A 16411-nucleotide genomic window follows, 5' to 3' on the forward strand; every position below is an offset into this window, starting at 1 on the left:
CAAAAGGGAGTGCAGAACATGGTAGAAATTTATCAAGATTTTATTCCAGTTGGAAACGGAAACCGCCCAGGATACGCCATGACACCGATGTATGTGACGGTGCATAACACAGCAAACACATCAAAAGGAGCGGATGCGAAAAGTCATGCGGCATATGTGAAACGCCCAACGACAGAGGTGAGCTGGCACTTTACAGTGGATGATCATGAAATCTTTCAGCATCTGCCGTTAAATGAAAATGGCTGGCATGCAGGGGACGGACAAGGCAATGGTAATCGAAAGTCGATCGGCATTGAAATTTGTGAAAATGAAGATGGGAATTTCCAGCAAGCGGTCAAACATGCGCAATGGCTCATCCAAAAGCTGCTGAAAGAACATAACATTCCACTAGCTAACGTGGTTACACATCAGCACTGGTCTGGAAAAGCATGTCCACGCCTGCTTCTTGCTACATGGGATGAATTTAAAAAAGGAATTGAAACGGCAGGAGACCCTGAGACGGTCATCACGTATGTCGTCAAAAGCGGGGATACGTTAACGAGTATTGCTAAAGCTCATGACGTCACAGTTCAGGATCTACAGAAGTGGAATAACATTAGCGACCCGAACAAGATTCAAATTGGACAGGTTCTTAAAATTTATCGAAATGATGGAAAAATGATGTATGAGCTGCCGGATGGGATTTTAAAGGTGACTTCGCCTCTAACGAAGGGAGAGCACGTACGCCTCGTCCAAAAAGCGCTTGCTGCCGTTTATTTTTATCCTGATAAATCGGCTGCAGATAAAGGCATCGATGGTGTTTACGGAGAAAAAACGGCGAATGCCGTGGCACGCTTTCAGCTGGTGAACGGTCTGACAAGTGATGGGGTATACGGTCCTAAAACGAAGGAAAAGCTGCTTAAACTATTAAATCAGTGAGTGTTTCTGTTTGTATGATTGGATGGCTGTTTCACTTTTTTCAATTAATCGCCTAGTATATGGGGATGGCTGATATTCGGCAAACTGAACATATCTTAGTTGTTTGATTTTCTTTTTCATTTTGGCACCTCAATCGTTGCAGCGTATAGCGTATTGTATGCAAGTCTATGTAAAAATGGAATCAGGACGCGGATTTCGTTCCGCGTCCTTTAGTGTAATCAAGCCTTTTTGTTTTTATACTCATCGAGAAGCTGTTCATTCTTTTTAAAAATTCGCTCAGTATGGGGGCTTACCTTATAATCGGCCATACTGATATGGCGTTTTTTCTTTAAAATTTTAAAAGGGTTTTTCTTAGGATTGTTGTTATCCCCTTGAAGTGCGTGGTCCATCTTCATCACCTTCCTCTTCGTCAGGCAAGATTAGGTCATAAATTGTTGTAAGTGATGTCATTAATAAATAGTCGAACTCCGTGACAATCTCATCGGAGGTGAGCTTAATGACAAAATGAGCATCTGCTACAGAAAATGGGATGAGCACCAAATGACCGAAATCATCATAATATACTTCCTGCCTGTCAAGCTTCGCCTGAATGAGAGCCCGCTGGTCAAGTGTCCGAAGCAGGTCATCTTTTTGTTCCTGCGTATCGTATGGACAAAGCACCGCTTGAATATTCATCTTGTCGGCAAAAGAATAAATTAGCCGCTCAATTCCCTCTATATATGCCTCTACACTTCCATAATATACATGGATCGGTTCATTTTTCAATAGGTATTGGTACGTTTTTAGTTTATTAAGGTAAGAATGAAGCAGATCGTTATTTTGTTCAAGGAGTTGATGGGTGTCGGTTTCCAGCTCATGATTTCCGAGTTTCTTAATATAGGAGCTAAGAAAGATGAAAGCATCGGTTAATGCGAAAAAAACGGCAATGATCAAGTAGTGCATCCAATCAGTGAAGATAGAAGAAGGATCATTTGTCCAGTACACGACAGCACCCGCTACATAAATCCAATACCACGTTTTACGAATGGCAAACATCTTTTCTTTTACTTTTTGTTCAAAGCGCCATACCGCAAATACATACACAGCAAGAGCACCTAGCAATAACCATACAGTCAATTGAAAAAATAATAGCATGTTCTTCTCTCCCATAGACAGATGATTACTTGTTTATTTCTATGGATATGATTGGAAACCCTGCTTCATGAAAAAATGTCCTGCGGGGAAAGGATATTTAAGTGTGCAGACAAATAAAAAAAGACCTGTCAGACAGGTCTTTGAAATTAGAGAATCGCATTTAACACAAAGTATATAAGAGCTCCTAGAGTTCCTGAAATCGGTAATGTAATCACCCAAGTGACAAGCATACGTTTTGCCGTACCCCAGTTTACCCCTTTGACTCTGTGTGCAGAACCTACACCTAGAATAGAAGATGAGATCACGTGAGTGGTACTAACAGGTAAGTGAATAAACGTCGCACCGAAGATAATAGCTGCACCCGTTAAGTCGGCAGATACTCCGTTTACTGGACGAATTTTCATAATTTTACCGCCGACTGTTTTGATAATCTTCCAGCCGCCAATAGAAGTACCGAGTCCCATTGCAAGCGCACAAGAGAATTGTACCCAGAAAGGAATGTCGTCTGTTGTATGCAAATTACCTGCAATTAAAGCCATCGTAATAATTCCCATCGCTTTTTGCGCATCGTTTGTTCCATGGGTATACGATTGCAGTGCAGCCGTTAAAATTTGAACACGTCGGAATTGTTTATTTGTTTTTGCGAGATTGTTGTTTCTAAATATAATTTTGATAATGGTATACACGATATATCCCAATACGAAAGCTAGGATAGGTGAAAGCAAAAGGGCTTGAATGATTTTAATGAATCCCGAATAGTTTAAAGCGCCAAAACCAGCAGAGGCAATAACCGCTCCTGCAATTGATCCGATTAGTGCATGTGAAGAACTACTCGGAATCCCGTAATACCAAGTAAGCAAGTTCCATGTGATGGCGGCAATTAAAGCAGCCAAGATCACAACAGAGCCGTTTTGAAGTGTAAATGGATCTGCGATATCTTTTGTAATGGATTTTGCCACACCTGTAAATGTCATTGCTCCTAAGAAGTTCATGAACGCTGCCATGATAATCGCATGTCTAGGCTTTAATGCCTTCGTTGAAACTGAAGTCGCAATGGCATTTGCTGTATCGTGGAACCCGTTAATGAAATCAAAAGCAAGTGCACAAATGACAATAAGTATGGTAAGGATGAGTAATGTGTCCATGTTTAACTAACCCCGTTACGCATTCTTCATAATGATTGTTTCTAGATTGTTGGCAACACTTTGACAGGAATCAGCGATTTCTTCAAGTGTTTCGTAAATTTCTTTGTATTGAATCACCTTAATTGGATCTGTTTCTTTTCCAAACAAGTTCTTTAATGATTTACGATGAAGATTGTCACAATTATGTTCAATCTCTTTAATCTTGATTGCGTGCGGATGAATATCTTTCAAGCGATTTTCAGCTAGTAAATCAATTGTGATTAAAATTTCTTTCGCACACTCTCTGATGTAGTGGCTGAATTTGTCGATATGTTCGTCAGAGCTTGTGATTGAGTAAATTTCTAATGTTGCGGAAAAATGCTCAATTCCATCTAAAACATCATCGAGGCTATTCGTTAATTGAAGAATGTCTTCACGTTCAATCGGTGTAATAAAGGCTTTGTTCAGCTCTTTAATCATGGTATGAACATGATTATCACCTTTTGTCTCATATTCCTTCAATGTGTCAGAAAATTCTTTCAGAGTGGTTTGATTTGTTACTTTATAGCTAACAAAATACTCAGCAGTTTCATCTAAATTTTTAGCAATTTCCGTTAACAAGACGGAAAACTTGTCTTTTTTCCTTTTTAACATGTAAAAACCCTCCATTGTATAAATGAGACAATGCACACATCAAATAATTATATATTCTTTTGTCGAAAAAAAACAGGTGTAGTCGAAAATTTCTTCACTTTTTCTATTTGATCTTATTCTGACCTAAAGATGTGATCTCAACACACCTTTTTCTAAAAGGGGAAAAGCAACGAAAAAAGCGGGCCATTTTTGGCACCGCTTATAGGCTAAGAAGCCGAATGAATCAGCTTAAACCTTTCACAAACAAGAAGCATATCCTCTTTGAAATCTAATCCGTATGATTGGAGTGCTTCTGTGAAAAATTCTTTATGTTCTCTATACCAATAGTCATAAGATAAATCGCCTTCACCTTCTGCTTTTGCAAATGATTCGGGGACTTCATTCATTGGCATGACATCTACATGTGTAATTTCAATGATGGCTTTTGGCTCTTCCTGGCTATCCAAAATGACCGCATATTGTCCGGGTTTTGGAAGCGGCTCCTGTTCCTTTTCATAAAACAGGTGTCCAGAACAAGTGGCTGTTTTCTTTCCTTGCTTGACAAGATCAAGTAAATGATCTGGATCTGATCCGAATGCCCACGCCGATACAAATGCGTCAGCGGGTGCTTGTTCTGATTTCTCTTTCCAATAGTCTTCCCAAAATAATCTGCTTTTGTTGTTCACCGTTTTTTCCCCCTCTTTGTTGTATTTATTATACCTTGAACCCGAATCGTTGGAAATGCTGTGTCTTTATTCCTAATGATCGAGTGCGTCATATGTTTTGAAAAACAATGTCCGATTTGGGAAATGTAGGATGATAGGATGAAAATTTTAGAAATTTTAGAATAATCTATTGTATTCTGGTCAAGAAGTCGGTAAGGTCAAAGTAAGAATATGGAAGGGGTGTTGTTCATGAAACGCATTTCTCTAACTGTTTTGTCCATATGTCTGTTTGTTTTCTCGTTTTTTCTGCCTGTCAGCCAAGTCAATGCGAACGAATCTCATGGGAGTAAAGTAGCTGTTGGTAAAGATGGCATGGTGGCTACTGCTCACCCGCTGGCATCAGAAGTAGGTGCTGATGTATTGAAGAAAGGTGGAAACGCAGTGGATGCTGCTGTTGCCATCCAGTACGCACTGAATGTGACAGAGCCAATGATGTCTGGAATTGGCGGCGGTGGTTTTATGATGGTTTATGATGGAAAGACAAAAGAAACGTCCATCATCAATAGTAGAGAACGAGCACCACAGGGCGCAACACCTGACATGTTTTTAACGGACGAAGGAAAAGTCATCCCATTTGCTGAGCGGTCTACACACGGTAATGCGGTTGGTGTTCCAGGGACAGTAAAAGGTCTCGAGGCAGCATTGGATAAGTGGGGGACCCGTTCGATGAAGGAATTGATTGAGCCTTCCATTCAGCTTGCAGAGGATGGATTTGAAATCGATTCTGTTCTGGCACAAGCCATTGAAGATCATCAAGGGAAGCTGAAAAAAACGGCTGCAGCGCCAATCTTTCTTCCAGATGATCAGCCGCTCAAAGAAGGCGATCTGCTTGTACAGCCAGGTCTTGCCAAAACATTTAAGCTCATTGCGAAAAAAGGAAGTAAAGCATTTTATGAAGGAAAAGTAGCAAAGGCACTTGCAAATACAGTCCAAGATTTTGGCGGAACGATGACAACTGATGACATTGGTCGTTATGAGGTCAAGACTGACAAGCCTATCTGGGGGGACTATAAAGGATACCAGCTTGCAAGTATGCCTCCACCAAGCTCAGGCGGTGTGTTTATGCTGCAAATACTCAAAATACTAGATCACTTCAATCTATCACAATATGACCCCAAATCATTCGAAAAATATCAGCTGCTTGCTGAAACAATGCATCTCTCCTATGCTGACCGTGCTGCATATGCAGGCGACCCCGAATTCGTAGATGTTCCACTAAAAGGACTACTAGACGATGATTACATTTCAAAAAGAGCTTCTCTCATTCAATTAGATCAAATGAACAAAAACCCGAAAGAAGGAGATCCATGGGCTTATGAGGATGAAAAAAATCCATCCCCGATTGTCCCGCAGCCAGAAGATAAAACCATTGGCGAGACCACTCATTTTACTGTTGCCGATCAGTGGGGAAATGTCGTGTCATTCACAACAACCATTGAACAGTTATTTGGTACAGGGATTCTTGTTCCGGAATATGGCTTTTTCTTAAACAATGAACTAACAGATTTTGACGCAAGACCAGGCGGAGCAAATGAAGTCCAGCCGAATAAACGTCCATTATCCAGTATGACCCCGACGATCATATTCAAAGATAACGAGCCGGTCATGACTGTGGGCTCACCTGGAGGAACGACCATTATTGCGTCTGTTTCACAAACCATCCTAAACTTGCTTGAATACGACATGGAGCTTCAAGATGCCGTGGAAGAGCCGCGGATATATACAAACAGTCCAACTTCTTACCGTTACGAAGTAGGAGTTCCCCTTGATGTGAGAACGAAGCTAAATGATATGGGTCACCGTTTTGGCAGTTCGCCTATTGATATAGGAAATGTGCAAGCCTTACTCATTGATCGAAAAGCAGGGACTTTTACTGGAGTTGCTGACTCCTCGAGAAACGGAACCGCTGTTGGTGTCAATTTAAAGCTATCTGCCGATTAAAACCATTTCCCGGGAAAAGAAGCGCCTCTGCAAGATGGCGTTTCTTTTTTTGTTTAATTAAAAAACAGAGTTGACACCTGTGAATAGTTTGAATAATATATAGACTAACATCAATCATACATAGCTGATCGGACAACCGAAGGCTCTTGGCAATTTGAAGTACAGGACTGTAATGTATTTCAAGTGGCTAAGGGTCTTTTTTGCGTATGAAACGGCAAGGTTGGTGTCACTATTATTTGATAACAGGGGAGCGGGATAACGTGAAAAAGTGGAAATGGGTCTCGGTTGTAACCATCGTAGTGGTCTTGGCTGTGACGAGTGCTGCGTGCTCAAACGCAAACGAATCCTCAAAGCAAAAGGGGAAGGTTGAGCTGTTAAATGTTTCGTATGATCCTACACGTGAATTGTATCAGGAATACAATCAAGCCTTTCAGACGTATTGGAAAGACAAAACAGGTGAGGATGTCACGATCAAGCAGTCTCACGGTGGATCAGGAAAGCAGGGAAGATCGATTATTGATGGACTCGAGGCAGATGTGGCAACGCTGGCTTTAGGGTATGACATTGATGCGATTGCAGATCGCGGACTGCTTTCAAAAGATTGGCAAAAGGAATTTCCAAATCAGTCAACTCCGTATACATCCACCATTGTGTTTCTTGTGAAGAAAGGGAACCCCAAAAATATTAAAGACTGGGACGACTTGATTAAACCAGGTGTGTCCATCATTACACCAAATCCGAAAACGTCCGGCGGTGCGAGATGGAATTACTTAGCTGCATGGGCATATGCCGATAAAACATTTCATGGGAATGAAGACAAAACAAAGGATTTTGTCAAAAAGCTATATGAACATGTCGAAGTCCTTGATTCAGGTGCTCGCGGGGCCACAACGACCTTTGTTGAACGCGGTCTTGGAGATGTGTTAATTGCATGGGAAAATGAAGCCTATTTAACACAGCACGAACTAGGCAAAGACAAATTTGAGATTGTCACCCCATCGATTAGTATTCTAGCAGAGCCGCCTGTTGCGGTCGTCGATCAAAATGTGAAACGTAAAGGAACAGAGAAAGTGGCAAAGGCTTATTTAGATTATTTATATTCTAAAAAAGGGCAGGAAATTGCGGCGAAAAACTATTATCGTCCTAGAAATCAAGAAGTCTTAAACAAATATAAAGACCAGTTTAAAAAGATTGATATGGTGACGATTGATCAAGCATTTGGCGGGTGGAGAAAGGCGCAGAAAAGATTTTTTGATGATGGCGGCTTATTTGATCAAATATACAGCGGACAAAAATAGGGGGCGATGTGATGAAGAAAACACATGCAGCCGCCAATAAAAGAAAACGTATATTGCCTGGATTTGGGCTGAGCCTTGGGGTGACGCTCGTTTATGTAAGTGCGATTGTCGTCATTCCTTTATCCATGGTATTTATTTGGACGGCTTCATTAGGAGCAGAGGGGATTTGGAAGGTGTTTACCGATGCAAGAGTATTGAAGTCGCTCCAGCTGACCGTGACGACTTCCTTTGCAGCTGCTCTCATCAATGCAGGGTTTGGTGTACTGATTGCCTGGGTTCTCGCCAGGTACACATTTCCCGGAAAGAAAATTTTAGATGCTCTCATCGATTTGCCTTTTGCGCTCCCAACGGCTGTTGCGGGTATCGCTCTCACCACCCTTTATTCTCCAAATGGGTGGATTGGTCAATTTCTGCATTTAAAGGTGGCATACACACCGATTGGGATTATTTTGGCACTTATTTTTATCGGCATACCATTCGTTATCCGAACCGTCCAGCCTGTGATAGAAGGGCTGCAGCAGGAAGTGGAAGAGGCTGCGGCGATTCTTGGTGCGACAAGGAGACAGACCTTTTTTCACGTGCTGCTACCAGCCTTGTTTCCTGCGGTGATGACTGGATTTTCACTTGCGTTTGCAAGAGCACTAGGGGAATATGGCTCTGTTGTGTTTATTGCTGGAAATATTCCGTTTAAAACAGAAATTACACCGCTGATGATCATGTCCAAGCTTGAACAATATGATTATCATGGTGCAGCAGCGATTGCATGCTTGATGCTGCTTCTTTCGTTTTTCATCCTGTTATTGATTCACGGCATTCAGTGGTATGTTGAGCGGAAAAAACAAGTATACGTGAGGTGAAACCATTGGAGAGAGAGCTTAGTCATCGGCATCATGTTCAGTATAAAAGTCCTGTAACCGAATCTAAAACGGTAAAAATCCTATTAATTACGGTGGTGTACGCTTTTTTGATTTTATTTTTACTCATACCGCTGATCGCCGTGTTTTCAAAGGCATTCGAGAAAGGGTGGAGTTCATACCTTCTGGCCATCTCACATCCAGATACACTAGCGGCAATCAAATTGACCGTTTTCATTGTCGTCGTCACCTTGCCGCTTCAAATGATCTTCGGGGTGAGTGCTGCATGGCTTATCACAAAATTTAACTTCCGCGGCAAACGTTTGTTAACGACTGTAATTGACCTCCCGTTTGCCGTTTCGCCTGTGATTGCTGGACTTGTATTTGTGCTTTTATTTGGTTCAAACGGGCTTTTAGGACCTTGGCTTATGGAGAATGGATGGAAAGTCATTTATTCTGTACCAGGCATGATTCTAGCAACCATATTCGTGACATTTCCGTTTATTGCTAGAGAATTAATCCCGTTTATGCAGCATGAAGGCATTCATGAGGAGGAAGCATCACTCACACTTGGTGCAAACGGATGGAAGACTTTTTTCCTTGTGACACTCCCAAATATCAAATGGGCTCTTTTTTACGGCGTTATTTTAGCCGGGGCAAGAGCGATTGGTGAATTTGGTGCTGTGTCGGTTGTATCAGGTCATATTCGAGGGATGACCAATACGATGCCGCTTCATATCGAAATTTTATACAATGAGTACCAATTTCAAGCCGCTTTTGCTGTGGCGTCTCTTATGGCATTTGTGGCAGTCATTACTTTAATCATTAAACAAATCATTCAGCAGAGGGATCACCGGCTTGGCAAGCGGTCAACATAAATGGAGGGATCGGCCTTGGGGATTACAGCAAAACAAATATCAAAACAATTTGGTCAGACAAAGGTTTTGCAAAACGTGGATTTATCGATAAGAAATGGTGAATTGATTTCTTTATTAGGACCATCTGGCTCTGGAAAGACGACGTTATTAAGAATCATTGCAGGTCTTGATTACGCCAATAACGGGCAAGTTTTATTCGGAGATCAGGATTACACACACATTCCAGTACGAAAACGGCAAATCGGTTTTGTGTTTCAGCAATATGCGCTTTTTCGAAATATGACGGTTTTTGATAATGTGGCATATGGGCTGAAAATTAAACCTAGAGGAGAAAGACTGCCTAAAAAAGACATCAAAGAGCGGGTGCATGAGCTTTTAGAGGTTGTTCAGCTCACGCAGTATGAGCAGCGTTATCCAGAGCAGCTGTCAGGCGGACAAAAGCAGCGTGTAGCACTGGCACGAGCACTTGCCGTTCAGCCGAAGGCACTCCTCTTAGATGAACCCTTTGGCGCTCTTGATACAAAGGTGAGGAAAGAATTAAGGCATTGGCTGAAAAAAGTTCATCGTGACTTTCAAATGACCACTATTTTTGTGACACATGATCAAGAAGAAGCATTCGATATTGCTGATCGTGTCGTGGTGATGAATGAAGGAAGAATCGAAAAAATTGGCACAAAGGAAGAAATGGCAGTACAGACAGACAGTCTATTTGTATCTGAATTTTTAGATATAGGAAGCCACATTTAACAAGAAGTATAGAAGATGAGTAGAGAAAGACGCAGTGATCACTGCGTCTTTTTTTTATAAAAATTTCCCTAGGAACATTGACTTATAATTTCGAATATTATAATATCTTTACAAAGGTAACAACGTTGAACATTTTTAATAACTTGATATTGTAAGCGCTTTATAAAAGGTTCTATTCTAAAATGTTCTTTTTTTTGTTACATGTGTTCATGTTTATACCAAATGAAAGGGGTGGTTGTTTGAATAACTTGTTTGAGTTAAATGAACAACTGATTACGCTGCAGTTCGAAGCATCTTCGAGAGAGGAGGTGACGACATACTTAGCAGACAGGTTAGAAGCTGGAGGGTACATTAAATCGAGCTATTTACCTGCAGTGCTTGAAAGAGAAAAAACATATCCTACAGGTCTCCCGCTTGGAACTTTTGGGGTAGCGATTCCGCATACAGATCCTGAGCATGTGAACAAACCGGCGATTAGTGTAGCTACTTTAAAGGAACCTGTCGTGTTTCATAAGATGGGGAGCCCCGATGAAACAGTGCAAGCCAAAATTGTGTTTGTCCTAGCAATCTCTGAGCCTAGCAAGCAGCTTGTGATGCTCGAGAAGCTGATGACACTTTTTAGAAAAGAAGAAGTGATGACAAAGCTGTCTCACATGACCTCTTATGAAGAAGCGGCTCACTTGCTTCAACAAGAGCTAAACCAATAATCATTCATGAAATAATGTAAGCGCTTTATCTGAAAAATTCAGGAGGTGGATGTATGATCAAGCAAGCCGTCGATTTTATATTAGACCTTGGACCAACTATTATGCTCCCGATTATTATGACGCTTTTCGGTATGATTTTAAGACAGGGCTTTAAGAAATCTTTCCGAGCCGGTATTACGATCGGAATTGGATTTGTCGGTGTCAATCTTGTCATTAATTTGCTCGTGAGCGGTCTTGGGCCAGCAGCGAAAGCTATGGTTAATTCCCTTGGGCTAAAGCTCGATATTTTGGATGTTGGATGGCCGATTGGAGCTGCCATATCCTTTGGTACACCCGTTGCCCCGCTCATGATTCCTCTTGTGCTTTTGTTAAATGTGATTTTATTGTCCGTAAACTTCACGAAAACACTGAATGTGGATATTTGGAACTTCTGGCATTTAATTTTCGCAGCCTCTGTTACTTACTACGCTTATCATAATATGTTCTTGGCTCTTGCTGTTGGCTTGATTGTTTCTGCGATCACGCTTAAATTAGCCGATTGGACAGCGCCGACAATCGAACACCATTTTGGATTAAAAGGCGTATCGATGGCTCATGCTGAAACGGTCAACTTCGCACCGCTGATGTATGCGTCCAACCGCGTCATTGATAAAATTCCTGGTTTAAACAAAATTCATGCTGATCCAGAAACATTAAAGAAACGCTTTGGCATCTTTGGCGAACCGCTTGTGATGGGTCTCATACTTGGTATCATTATTGGTCTTCTCGGCGGCTATGATGCAAAAGGCGTGATGACACTCGGGATTCAAATGGCAGCAGTTCTTGTCTTAATGCCAAGAATGGTTGCGTTATTAATGGAAGGACTCATTCCAATCTCTGAGGGCGCTCGTTCTTATATTCAAAAGCGTTTTCCAGGGAAAAATGTCTATATTGGTTTAGATACAGCGATTGTCATTGGTCATCCAGCGAATATGGCGGTAGCCCTTTTAATGGTGCCGATTACGATTTTGCTCGCTGTTGTTCTGCCTTACAATGGCATGCTTCCGTTTGCTGACTTATCGGTTCTGCCATTTACAGTTGTCTGGGCAGTAGCAGCCGCTCGTGGAAATATTATTCGCGGCCTTATTAACAGTATTTTTACATTAATGATTGTCTTCTTTATCGCAACGAACCTTGCACCGCTTGCAACGACCATGGGGAAAGCCGTCGGCTTTGATTTCCCAGAAGGGGCAAACATGATTTCAGGTATTGACCTTGGTTCTCACGTCATTCCTTGGATCATGGTGAGACTTCTTGATCCGAGCAACCCTTACTTTATTGCAGCGATTATCTGTGCTCTGGCTTATGCGCTTCTATGGTACTGGGTGCGAAATGATATTAAAAAGCAGTATGCAAAAGAAATGGGCTTAGATCAGAAAGAACAATAAATGAGCTGGAGGGATTCTAATGGCGAAGAAAATATTAGTATCATGCGGAACGGCAGTTGCAACATCAACGGTTGTGGCTAAAAAGGTAGAAGAGACATTAAAGGAAAAAGGATATGATGTCGTGGTGGAACAATGTAAGGCATCTGAAGTCCCGCAAAAAGCAGAGGGCGCCGATTTAATTGTGACAACAACGCCTGTGAGTGATACAAAAGGGACACCTGTGATTCAAACATTATCCTTTTTAACTGGATTTGGCATTGAAGATGATATCGAGAAAATCATAGAGCATATCAAGTAGAGGGCTATTTTCTGAAGGAGCTTTCGCGGCTCCTTCTAGTGATTTGAAAGGAGGAAGTCTCATGCAGCATCATGCTTATAGCCGAACGTCTGCAGTGTTGTCTATTTTTCTTCCGGCTGTGCTCATCTGTCTGTTTTTTCTCTGGTCTCTTTATACGTTATGGTCAGCAGGACCTGAGCCGTTAGCAGTGTTAGGCGTTTATACACTGCCGATTCTCATGCTGTCTAGTATCACAGGACTGAACCAGCCGACAAATGTCGTCATTAGTGAAGATCAACTGAAGATAGGGGCTTTTGGCAGATGGCACACATATGCTGTGTCTGATATTAAAGGAAAGCTTTTTTTAAAGCCATATCCTCATATCGGGAAAGTCTATGTCAGGGTGGGACCAGCCCGGATATTCGGAGGGCGTTACTGGATATCAAGTGAGATGAGTGAGTACAAACAGCTTGTGCAAACGTTACAGGATTTTGCGAAGGGTGATGAAAAGGAGGATGCAGCTACATGAAATCAGCTGTCTTTTATTCTTCAGAGGACATTCGGTATGAGGAGCGGAACCGGCCAGTCATCGGTGATGATGAAGTTCTGTTAAAGCTGCGAGCCTGCGGCTTATGCGGAACGGATATTTATAAAGCAACGCATGAGACAGTACCTCCTGGGACCGTGCTGGGACATGAAATCGCTGGTGATGTTGTCGAGACCGGCACACGCGTGACAAATGTCCAGACGGGAGACAGGGTCTATGTGGCGCATCATGTGCCTTGTTTCACCTGTGACTTTTGTCAAAAGGGATTCTATACGATGTGTCCGCAGTTTACAGCCACAAATGTAGAGCCAGGAGGGTTTTCAGAATATATCCGTATACCTGCTTTGCATGTCAAGCACACGATGGGCAAGCTTCCAAAAGACGTATCGTATGAGCAAGGGGCGATGGTAGAACCCGTTGCCTGCTGCCTGCACGGGTTTGAACGAGCACCTGTTCATCCAGGAGATTCCGTCTTGATCCTTGGAGCGGGGCAAATTGGCTGTATTCAATTGCAGCTTGCCAAATATTATTTAGCTGGAAAAGTGATGATAACAGATGTGAATGAGAATAGACTGCTGCGTGCGAGAAGTTTAGGTGCAGATGCCGCTTTTCATCCAGCAGCTGAGCCAGTGGAAAACCGGGTGATGAAAGAAACAGATGGTAAGGGAGCAGACCTCGTTATTATTTCTGTTGGGAGCAGTGCGCTTTTAAAAGAGGCGTTTCAAGCTGTAGCGCGAGGCGGGACGATTTTGGTGTTTGCTCATTTTCCAAAGGGAGATGTGGCCATTCCTGCTGAACGATTTTTCAATGATGAAGTGAAGGTAGTAGGAGCCTATTCATCGCATCCATATCATTATCGTGAAGCCCTTGAGCTTCTGAAAGCAAAAGTGGTCAACACTGAAAAGATGGTGACGCACCGTTATCCGTTAAGCCAGCTGCTTCAGGCGATAGAATGTGCAAGGAATCCTGAGGGTGAGAGCGTCAAAATCATGATGTATCCAGATGAATGAGTGTAGGAGATTAAAAGAGAAAGAGAAGTTCTTTGGAAAAGGGCTTTGCCTTTCTCTTTTTTTCTGACAAAAGATGAAAACGCTTAAAAATGAGAGAGAATTGCTTGACTTCGTTGACACTTAAACGTATGATAATTACAAATGTAACATATAAGAACAAATGTAAAGGGGAGAGAAGAAATGCAAAAACAAATCACTTTGCCTGAACAGATTAGTCATGAGAAATTAGCAGATTTATATAAACAAATGTGGTTAGTGAGATATTTTGATGAAAAGGTCGATCAATTCTTTGCAAAAGGACTTATCCATGGCACCACTCATTTATGTGTTGGACAGGAAGCATCAGCTGTTGGATCGATTGCCGTATTAAAAGATAAAGATAAGATCGTCAGCACACACCGAGGACATGGTCACTGTATTGCAAAAGGGGCCGAGGTCAATAAAATGATGGCTGAATTGTTTGGACGTGAAACCGGTTATTGTAAAGGAAAAGGCGGCTCCATGCATATCGCGGACTTAGAAAAAGGAAATCTTGGGGCAAATGGAATTGTTGGCGGCGGTATCCCGCTGGCAACAGGTGCAGCGCTCACATCTAAAATGAAGCAGGAAGGCTTTGTTGTTCTTTGTTTCTTCGGAGATGGTGCCACAAATGAAGGCAGCTTCCATGAAGCTTTAAACCTCGCATCCATTTGGGATTTACCGGTTGTGTTTATTTGTGAAAACAACCAGTACGGTATGTCTGGTCCTGTGAAAGAAATGATCAACATTGAAGATATTTCAACAAGAGCAGAAAGCTACGGAATGCCAGGGAAAACAGTTGATGGAAATGACATGGTTGAAATTATGAACACAGTTGATGAAGCAGTCAGCCGTGCGAGAGCGGGAGAAGGCCCATCACTTATTGAAATGAAAACGTACCGCTGGAAGGGTCACTCTAAGAGTGATGCGAAAAAATACCGTACACGTGAAGAAGAGACAGAGTGGAGACAAAAAGACGGCATCAAACGCTTTAAGTCTCTCTTGATTGAACTGAATGTTTTGACAGAAGAGCAGGCAGCAAGCTTACAGGAAGAAGCGAAGCAGGAAATTGAAGCGTCTGTAGAATTCGCCAAAAACAGTAAAGAACCGTCAATTGACACACTATTAGAAGATGTATACGCCTAATTAGGAGGGGAATCACGTGACAAAAACAACAGTGAGAGAGATTTCATATTTAGAAGCTGTTCGAGAGGCTATGAGTCAGGAAATGAGAGAAAACCAAGATGTCTTCATTTTAGGTGAAGATATTGGCGTATATGGAGGTGCTTTTGGGGTCACGCGCGGCATGATTGAAGAATTTGGTCCAGAGCGCGTTCGCAATACACCTATCTCAGAGGCTGCCATCGCAGGTGGGGCAGTCGGAGCGGCTTTAACCGGTATGCGTCCGATTTTAGAACTTCAATTCTCTGACTTTATTACAATCGCAATGGATCAGCTTGTGAACCAAGCAGCCAAAACACGATACATGTTTGGCGGAAAAGGGAAGGTGCCGCTTGTTGTAAGAACGCCAGCAGGATCGGGAACGGGTGCAGCGGCGCAGCACTCACAAAGCTTAGAAGCGTGGATGGCACATATTCCAGGACTCAAAGTGGTTCAGCCTTCAACAGCCTATGATGCAAAAGGTCTTTTAAAAGCAGCGATGGATGATGACAACCCTGTCATTTTCTACGAGCACAAGCTTTTATATAAAACAATCGGTGAAGTGCCTGAAGAGCAATATTCAATTCCTCTAGGAAAAGCAGATGTGAAAAGAAGCGGGAAAGACGTCACGATTGTAGCAACAGCGATTATGGTTCACAAAGCGTTAGAAGCGGCGAAGGAACTAGAAGCAGAGGGAATCGATGTTGAAATCATTGACCCAAGAACACTTGTCCCATTAGATGAAGAAACGATTATCGAATCTGTGAAGAAAACAGGTAAATGTATCGTGGTTCATGAAGCGGTAAAACGAGGCGGCTATGGCGGAGAGATTGCAAGTATGATAGCGGAAAGTGAAGCCTTTGACTACTTAGATGCTCCAATTAAACGACTTGGCGGTCTTGCGGTTCCAATACCATACAACCCGACGCTGGAAAAAGCGGTCATTCCACAAGTGCCAGATATTATTGAAGCAGCAAAAGAGCTTGTGCGCTCTTAAGTAAAGGGGAGAAGA

Annotated in this window: 18 protein-coding genes; 13 read left to right on the plus strand and 5 right to left on the minus strand. The window is 42.3% G+C overall.

Features of this window, described 5'->3' with window-relative positions; all coding sequences use genetic code 11:
- Nucleotides 1-18: 18 nt before the first annotated feature.
- Entirely contained in the window at nt 19-918 is a 900-nt protein-coding gene (locus tag ACN6NB_RS05865; protein WP_039177933.1) for an N-acetylmuramoyl-L-alanine amidase, read from the plus strand.
- 218 nt (nt 919-1136) lie between these two features.
- Here ACN6NB_RS05865 and ACN6NB_RS05870 read toward each other — a convergent pair whose 3' ends face one another.
- The 5 genes from ACN6NB_RS05870 to ACN6NB_RS05890 form a co-directional block, all read right to left on the minus strand.
- On the minus strand, nt 1137-1307 hold the full coding sequence (locus ACN6NB_RS05870) for a type II toxin-antitoxin system SpoIISB family antitoxin (protein ID WP_024424961.1): 171 nt from the start codon (nt 1305-1307) through the stop codon (nt 1137-1139).
- Nucleotides 1282-2052: a type II toxin-antitoxin system SpoIISA family toxin gene (locus ACN6NB_RS05875; protein ID WP_039177934.1), complete on the minus strand. Its 771-nt coding sequence runs from the start codon at nt 2050-2052 to the stop codon at nt 1282-1284. Before ACN6NB_RS05875 ends, ACN6NB_RS05870 begins: the two co-directional genes overlap by 26 nt.
- Nucleotides 2053-2198: 146 nt before the next feature.
- On the minus strand, nt 2199-3197 hold the full coding sequence (locus ACN6NB_RS05880; protein WP_017359158.1) for an inorganic phosphate transporter: 999 nt from the start codon (nt 3195-3197) through the stop codon (nt 2199-2201).
- Between the two features lie 15 nt (nt 3198-3212).
- A complete protein-coding gene (locus ACN6NB_RS05885) occupies nt 3213-3830 on the minus strand; it encodes a DUF47 domain-containing protein (RefSeq protein ID WP_024426775.1) in 618 nt (205 codons plus the stop codon).
- A 206-nt stretch (nt 3831-4036) separates the two neighbouring features.
- Nucleotides 4037-4495 carry an ASCH domain-containing protein gene (locus tag ACN6NB_RS05890; protein ID WP_039177937.1) on the minus strand — a complete coding sequence of 153 codons (459 nt, stop codon included), beginning with the start codon at nt 4493-4495 and terminating at the stop codon, nt 4037-4039.
- Between the two features lie 228 nt (nt 4496-4723).
- On the opposite strand from ACN6NB_RS05890, the gene ggt reads away from it, so the two are divergent.
- The 12 genes from ggt (at nt 4724) to ACN6NB_RS05950 (ending at nt 16396) form a co-directional block, all read left to right on the plus strand.
- Nucleotides 4724-6475, plus strand: coding sequence for a gamma-glutamyltransferase (gene ggt, locus ACN6NB_RS05895; protein ID WP_058838928.1), 1752 nt, complete (start codon nt 4724-4726; stop codon nt 6473-6475).
- A 260-nt stretch (nt 6476-6735) separates the two neighbouring features.
- Nucleotides 6736-7773 carry a sulfate ABC transporter substrate-binding protein gene (locus ACN6NB_RS05900; RefSeq protein ID WP_106025260.1) on the plus strand — a complete coding sequence of 346 codons (1038 nt, stop codon included), beginning with the start codon at nt 6736-6738 and terminating at the stop codon, nt 7771-7773.
- A gap of 11 nt (nt 7774-7784) precedes the next feature.
- A complete protein-coding gene (gene cysT, locus ACN6NB_RS05905; protein ID WP_039177942.1) occupies nt 7785-8630 on the plus strand; it encodes a sulfate ABC transporter permease subunit CysT in 846 nt (281 codons plus the stop codon).
- A gap of 5 nt (nt 8631-8635) precedes the next feature.
- Nucleotides 8636-9505 (plus strand): sulfate ABC transporter permease subunit CysW, encoded by an 870-nt coding sequence (cysW, locus tag ACN6NB_RS05910; protein WP_144491144.1) that lies wholly within the window; start codon nt 8636-8638, stop codon nt 9503-9505.
- Between the two features lie 15 nt (nt 9506-9520).
- Nucleotides 9521-10252, plus strand: coding sequence for a sulfate/molybdate ABC transporter ATP-binding protein (locus ACN6NB_RS05915; RefSeq protein ID WP_186319777.1), 732 nt, complete (start codon nt 9521-9523; stop codon nt 10250-10252).
- Nucleotides 10253-10491: 239 nt separating this feature from the next.
- On the plus strand, nt 10492-10959 hold the full coding sequence (locus ACN6NB_RS05920) for a PTS sugar transporter subunit IIA (RefSeq protein WP_064498339.1): 468 nt from the start codon (nt 10492-10494) through the stop codon (nt 10957-10959).
- Between the two features lie 53 nt (nt 10960-11012).
- Nucleotides 11013-12386 (plus strand): PTS galactitol transporter subunit IIC, encoded by a 1374-nt coding sequence (locus tag ACN6NB_RS05925; protein WP_025093457.1) that lies wholly within the window; start codon nt 11013-11015, stop codon nt 12384-12386.
- Nucleotides 12387-12405: 19 nt separating this feature from the next.
- A complete protein-coding gene (locus ACN6NB_RS05930) occupies nt 12406-12684 on the plus strand; it encodes a PTS sugar transporter subunit IIB (protein ID WP_047203576.1) in 279 nt (92 codons plus the stop codon).
- A gap of 61 nt (nt 12685-12745) precedes the next feature.
- Nucleotides 12746-13192 carry a hypothetical protein gene (locus tag ACN6NB_RS05935; RefSeq protein WP_041085086.1) on the plus strand — a complete coding sequence of 149 codons (447 nt, stop codon included), beginning with the start codon at nt 12746-12748 and terminating at the stop codon, nt 13190-13192.
- Nucleotides 13189-14220, plus strand: a complete 1032-nt coding sequence (locus ACN6NB_RS05940) for an alcohol dehydrogenase catalytic domain-containing protein (protein ID WP_058838935.1) — start codon at nt 13189-13191, stop codon at nt 14218-14220. The genes ACN6NB_RS05935 and ACN6NB_RS05940 overlap by 4 nt, the downstream gene beginning before the upstream one ends.
- 180 nt (nt 14221-14400) lie before the next feature.
- Nucleotides 14401-15384 carry a pyruvate dehydrogenase (acetyl-transferring) E1 component subunit alpha gene (gene pdhA / locus ACN6NB_RS05945; protein ID WP_039177954.1) on the plus strand — a complete coding sequence of 328 codons (984 nt, stop codon included), beginning with the start codon at nt 14401-14403 and terminating at the stop codon, nt 15382-15384.
- A gap of 31 nt (nt 15385-15415) precedes the next feature.
- Nucleotides 15416-16396: an alpha-ketoacid dehydrogenase subunit beta gene (locus ACN6NB_RS05950; RefSeq protein WP_034281944.1), complete on the plus strand. Its 981-nt coding sequence runs from the start codon at nt 15416-15418 to the stop codon at nt 16394-16396.
- Nucleotides 16397-16411: the final 15 nt, after the last annotated feature.

Source organism: Bacillus sp. 11B20, assembly GCF_056098985.1.

Coding starts and splice junctions, on each gene's coding strand:
- ACN6NB_RS05865 (WP_039177933.1), top strand. CDS start 19: ATGGTAGAAATTTATCAAGATTTTATTCCAGTTGGAAACGGAAACCGC.
- ACN6NB_RS05870 (WP_024424961.1), bottom strand. CDS start 1,307: ATGGACCACGCACTTCAAGGGGATAACAACAATCCTAAGAAAAACCCT.
- ACN6NB_RS05875 (WP_039177934.1), bottom strand. CDS start 2,052: ATGCTATTATTTTTTCAATTGACTGTATGGTTATTGCTAGGTGCTCTT.
- ACN6NB_RS05880 (WP_017359158.1), bottom strand. CDS start 3,197: ATGGACACATTACTCATCCTTACCATACTTATTGTCATTTGTGCACTT.
- ACN6NB_RS05885 (WP_024426775.1), bottom strand. CDS start 3,830: ATGTTAAAAAGGAAAAAAGACAAGTTTTCCGTCTTGTTAACGGAAATT.
- ggt (WP_058838928.1), top strand. CDS start 4,724: ATGAAACGCATTTCTCTAACTGTTTTGTCCATATGTCTGTTTGTTTTC.
- cysT (WP_039177942.1), top strand. CDS start 7,785: ATGAAGAAAACACATGCAGCCGCCAATAAAAGAAAACGTATATTGCCT.
- ACN6NB_RS05925 (WP_025093457.1), top strand. CDS start 11,013: ATGATCAAGCAAGCCGTCGATTTTATATTAGACCTTGGACCAACTATT.
- ACN6NB_RS05930 (WP_047203576.1), top strand. CDS start 12,406: ATGGCGAAGAAAATATTAGTATCATGCGGAACGGCAGTTGCAACATCA.
- ACN6NB_RS05935 (WP_041085086.1), top strand. CDS start 12,746: ATGCAGCATCATGCTTATAGCCGAACGTCTGCAGTGTTGTCTATTTTT.
- ACN6NB_RS05940 (WP_058838935.1), top strand. CDS start 13,189: ATGAAATCAGCTGTCTTTTATTCTTCAGAGGACATTCGGTATGAGGAG.
- pdhA (WP_039177954.1), top strand. CDS start 14,401: ATGCAAAAACAAATCACTTTGCCTGAACAGATTAGTCATGAGAAATTA.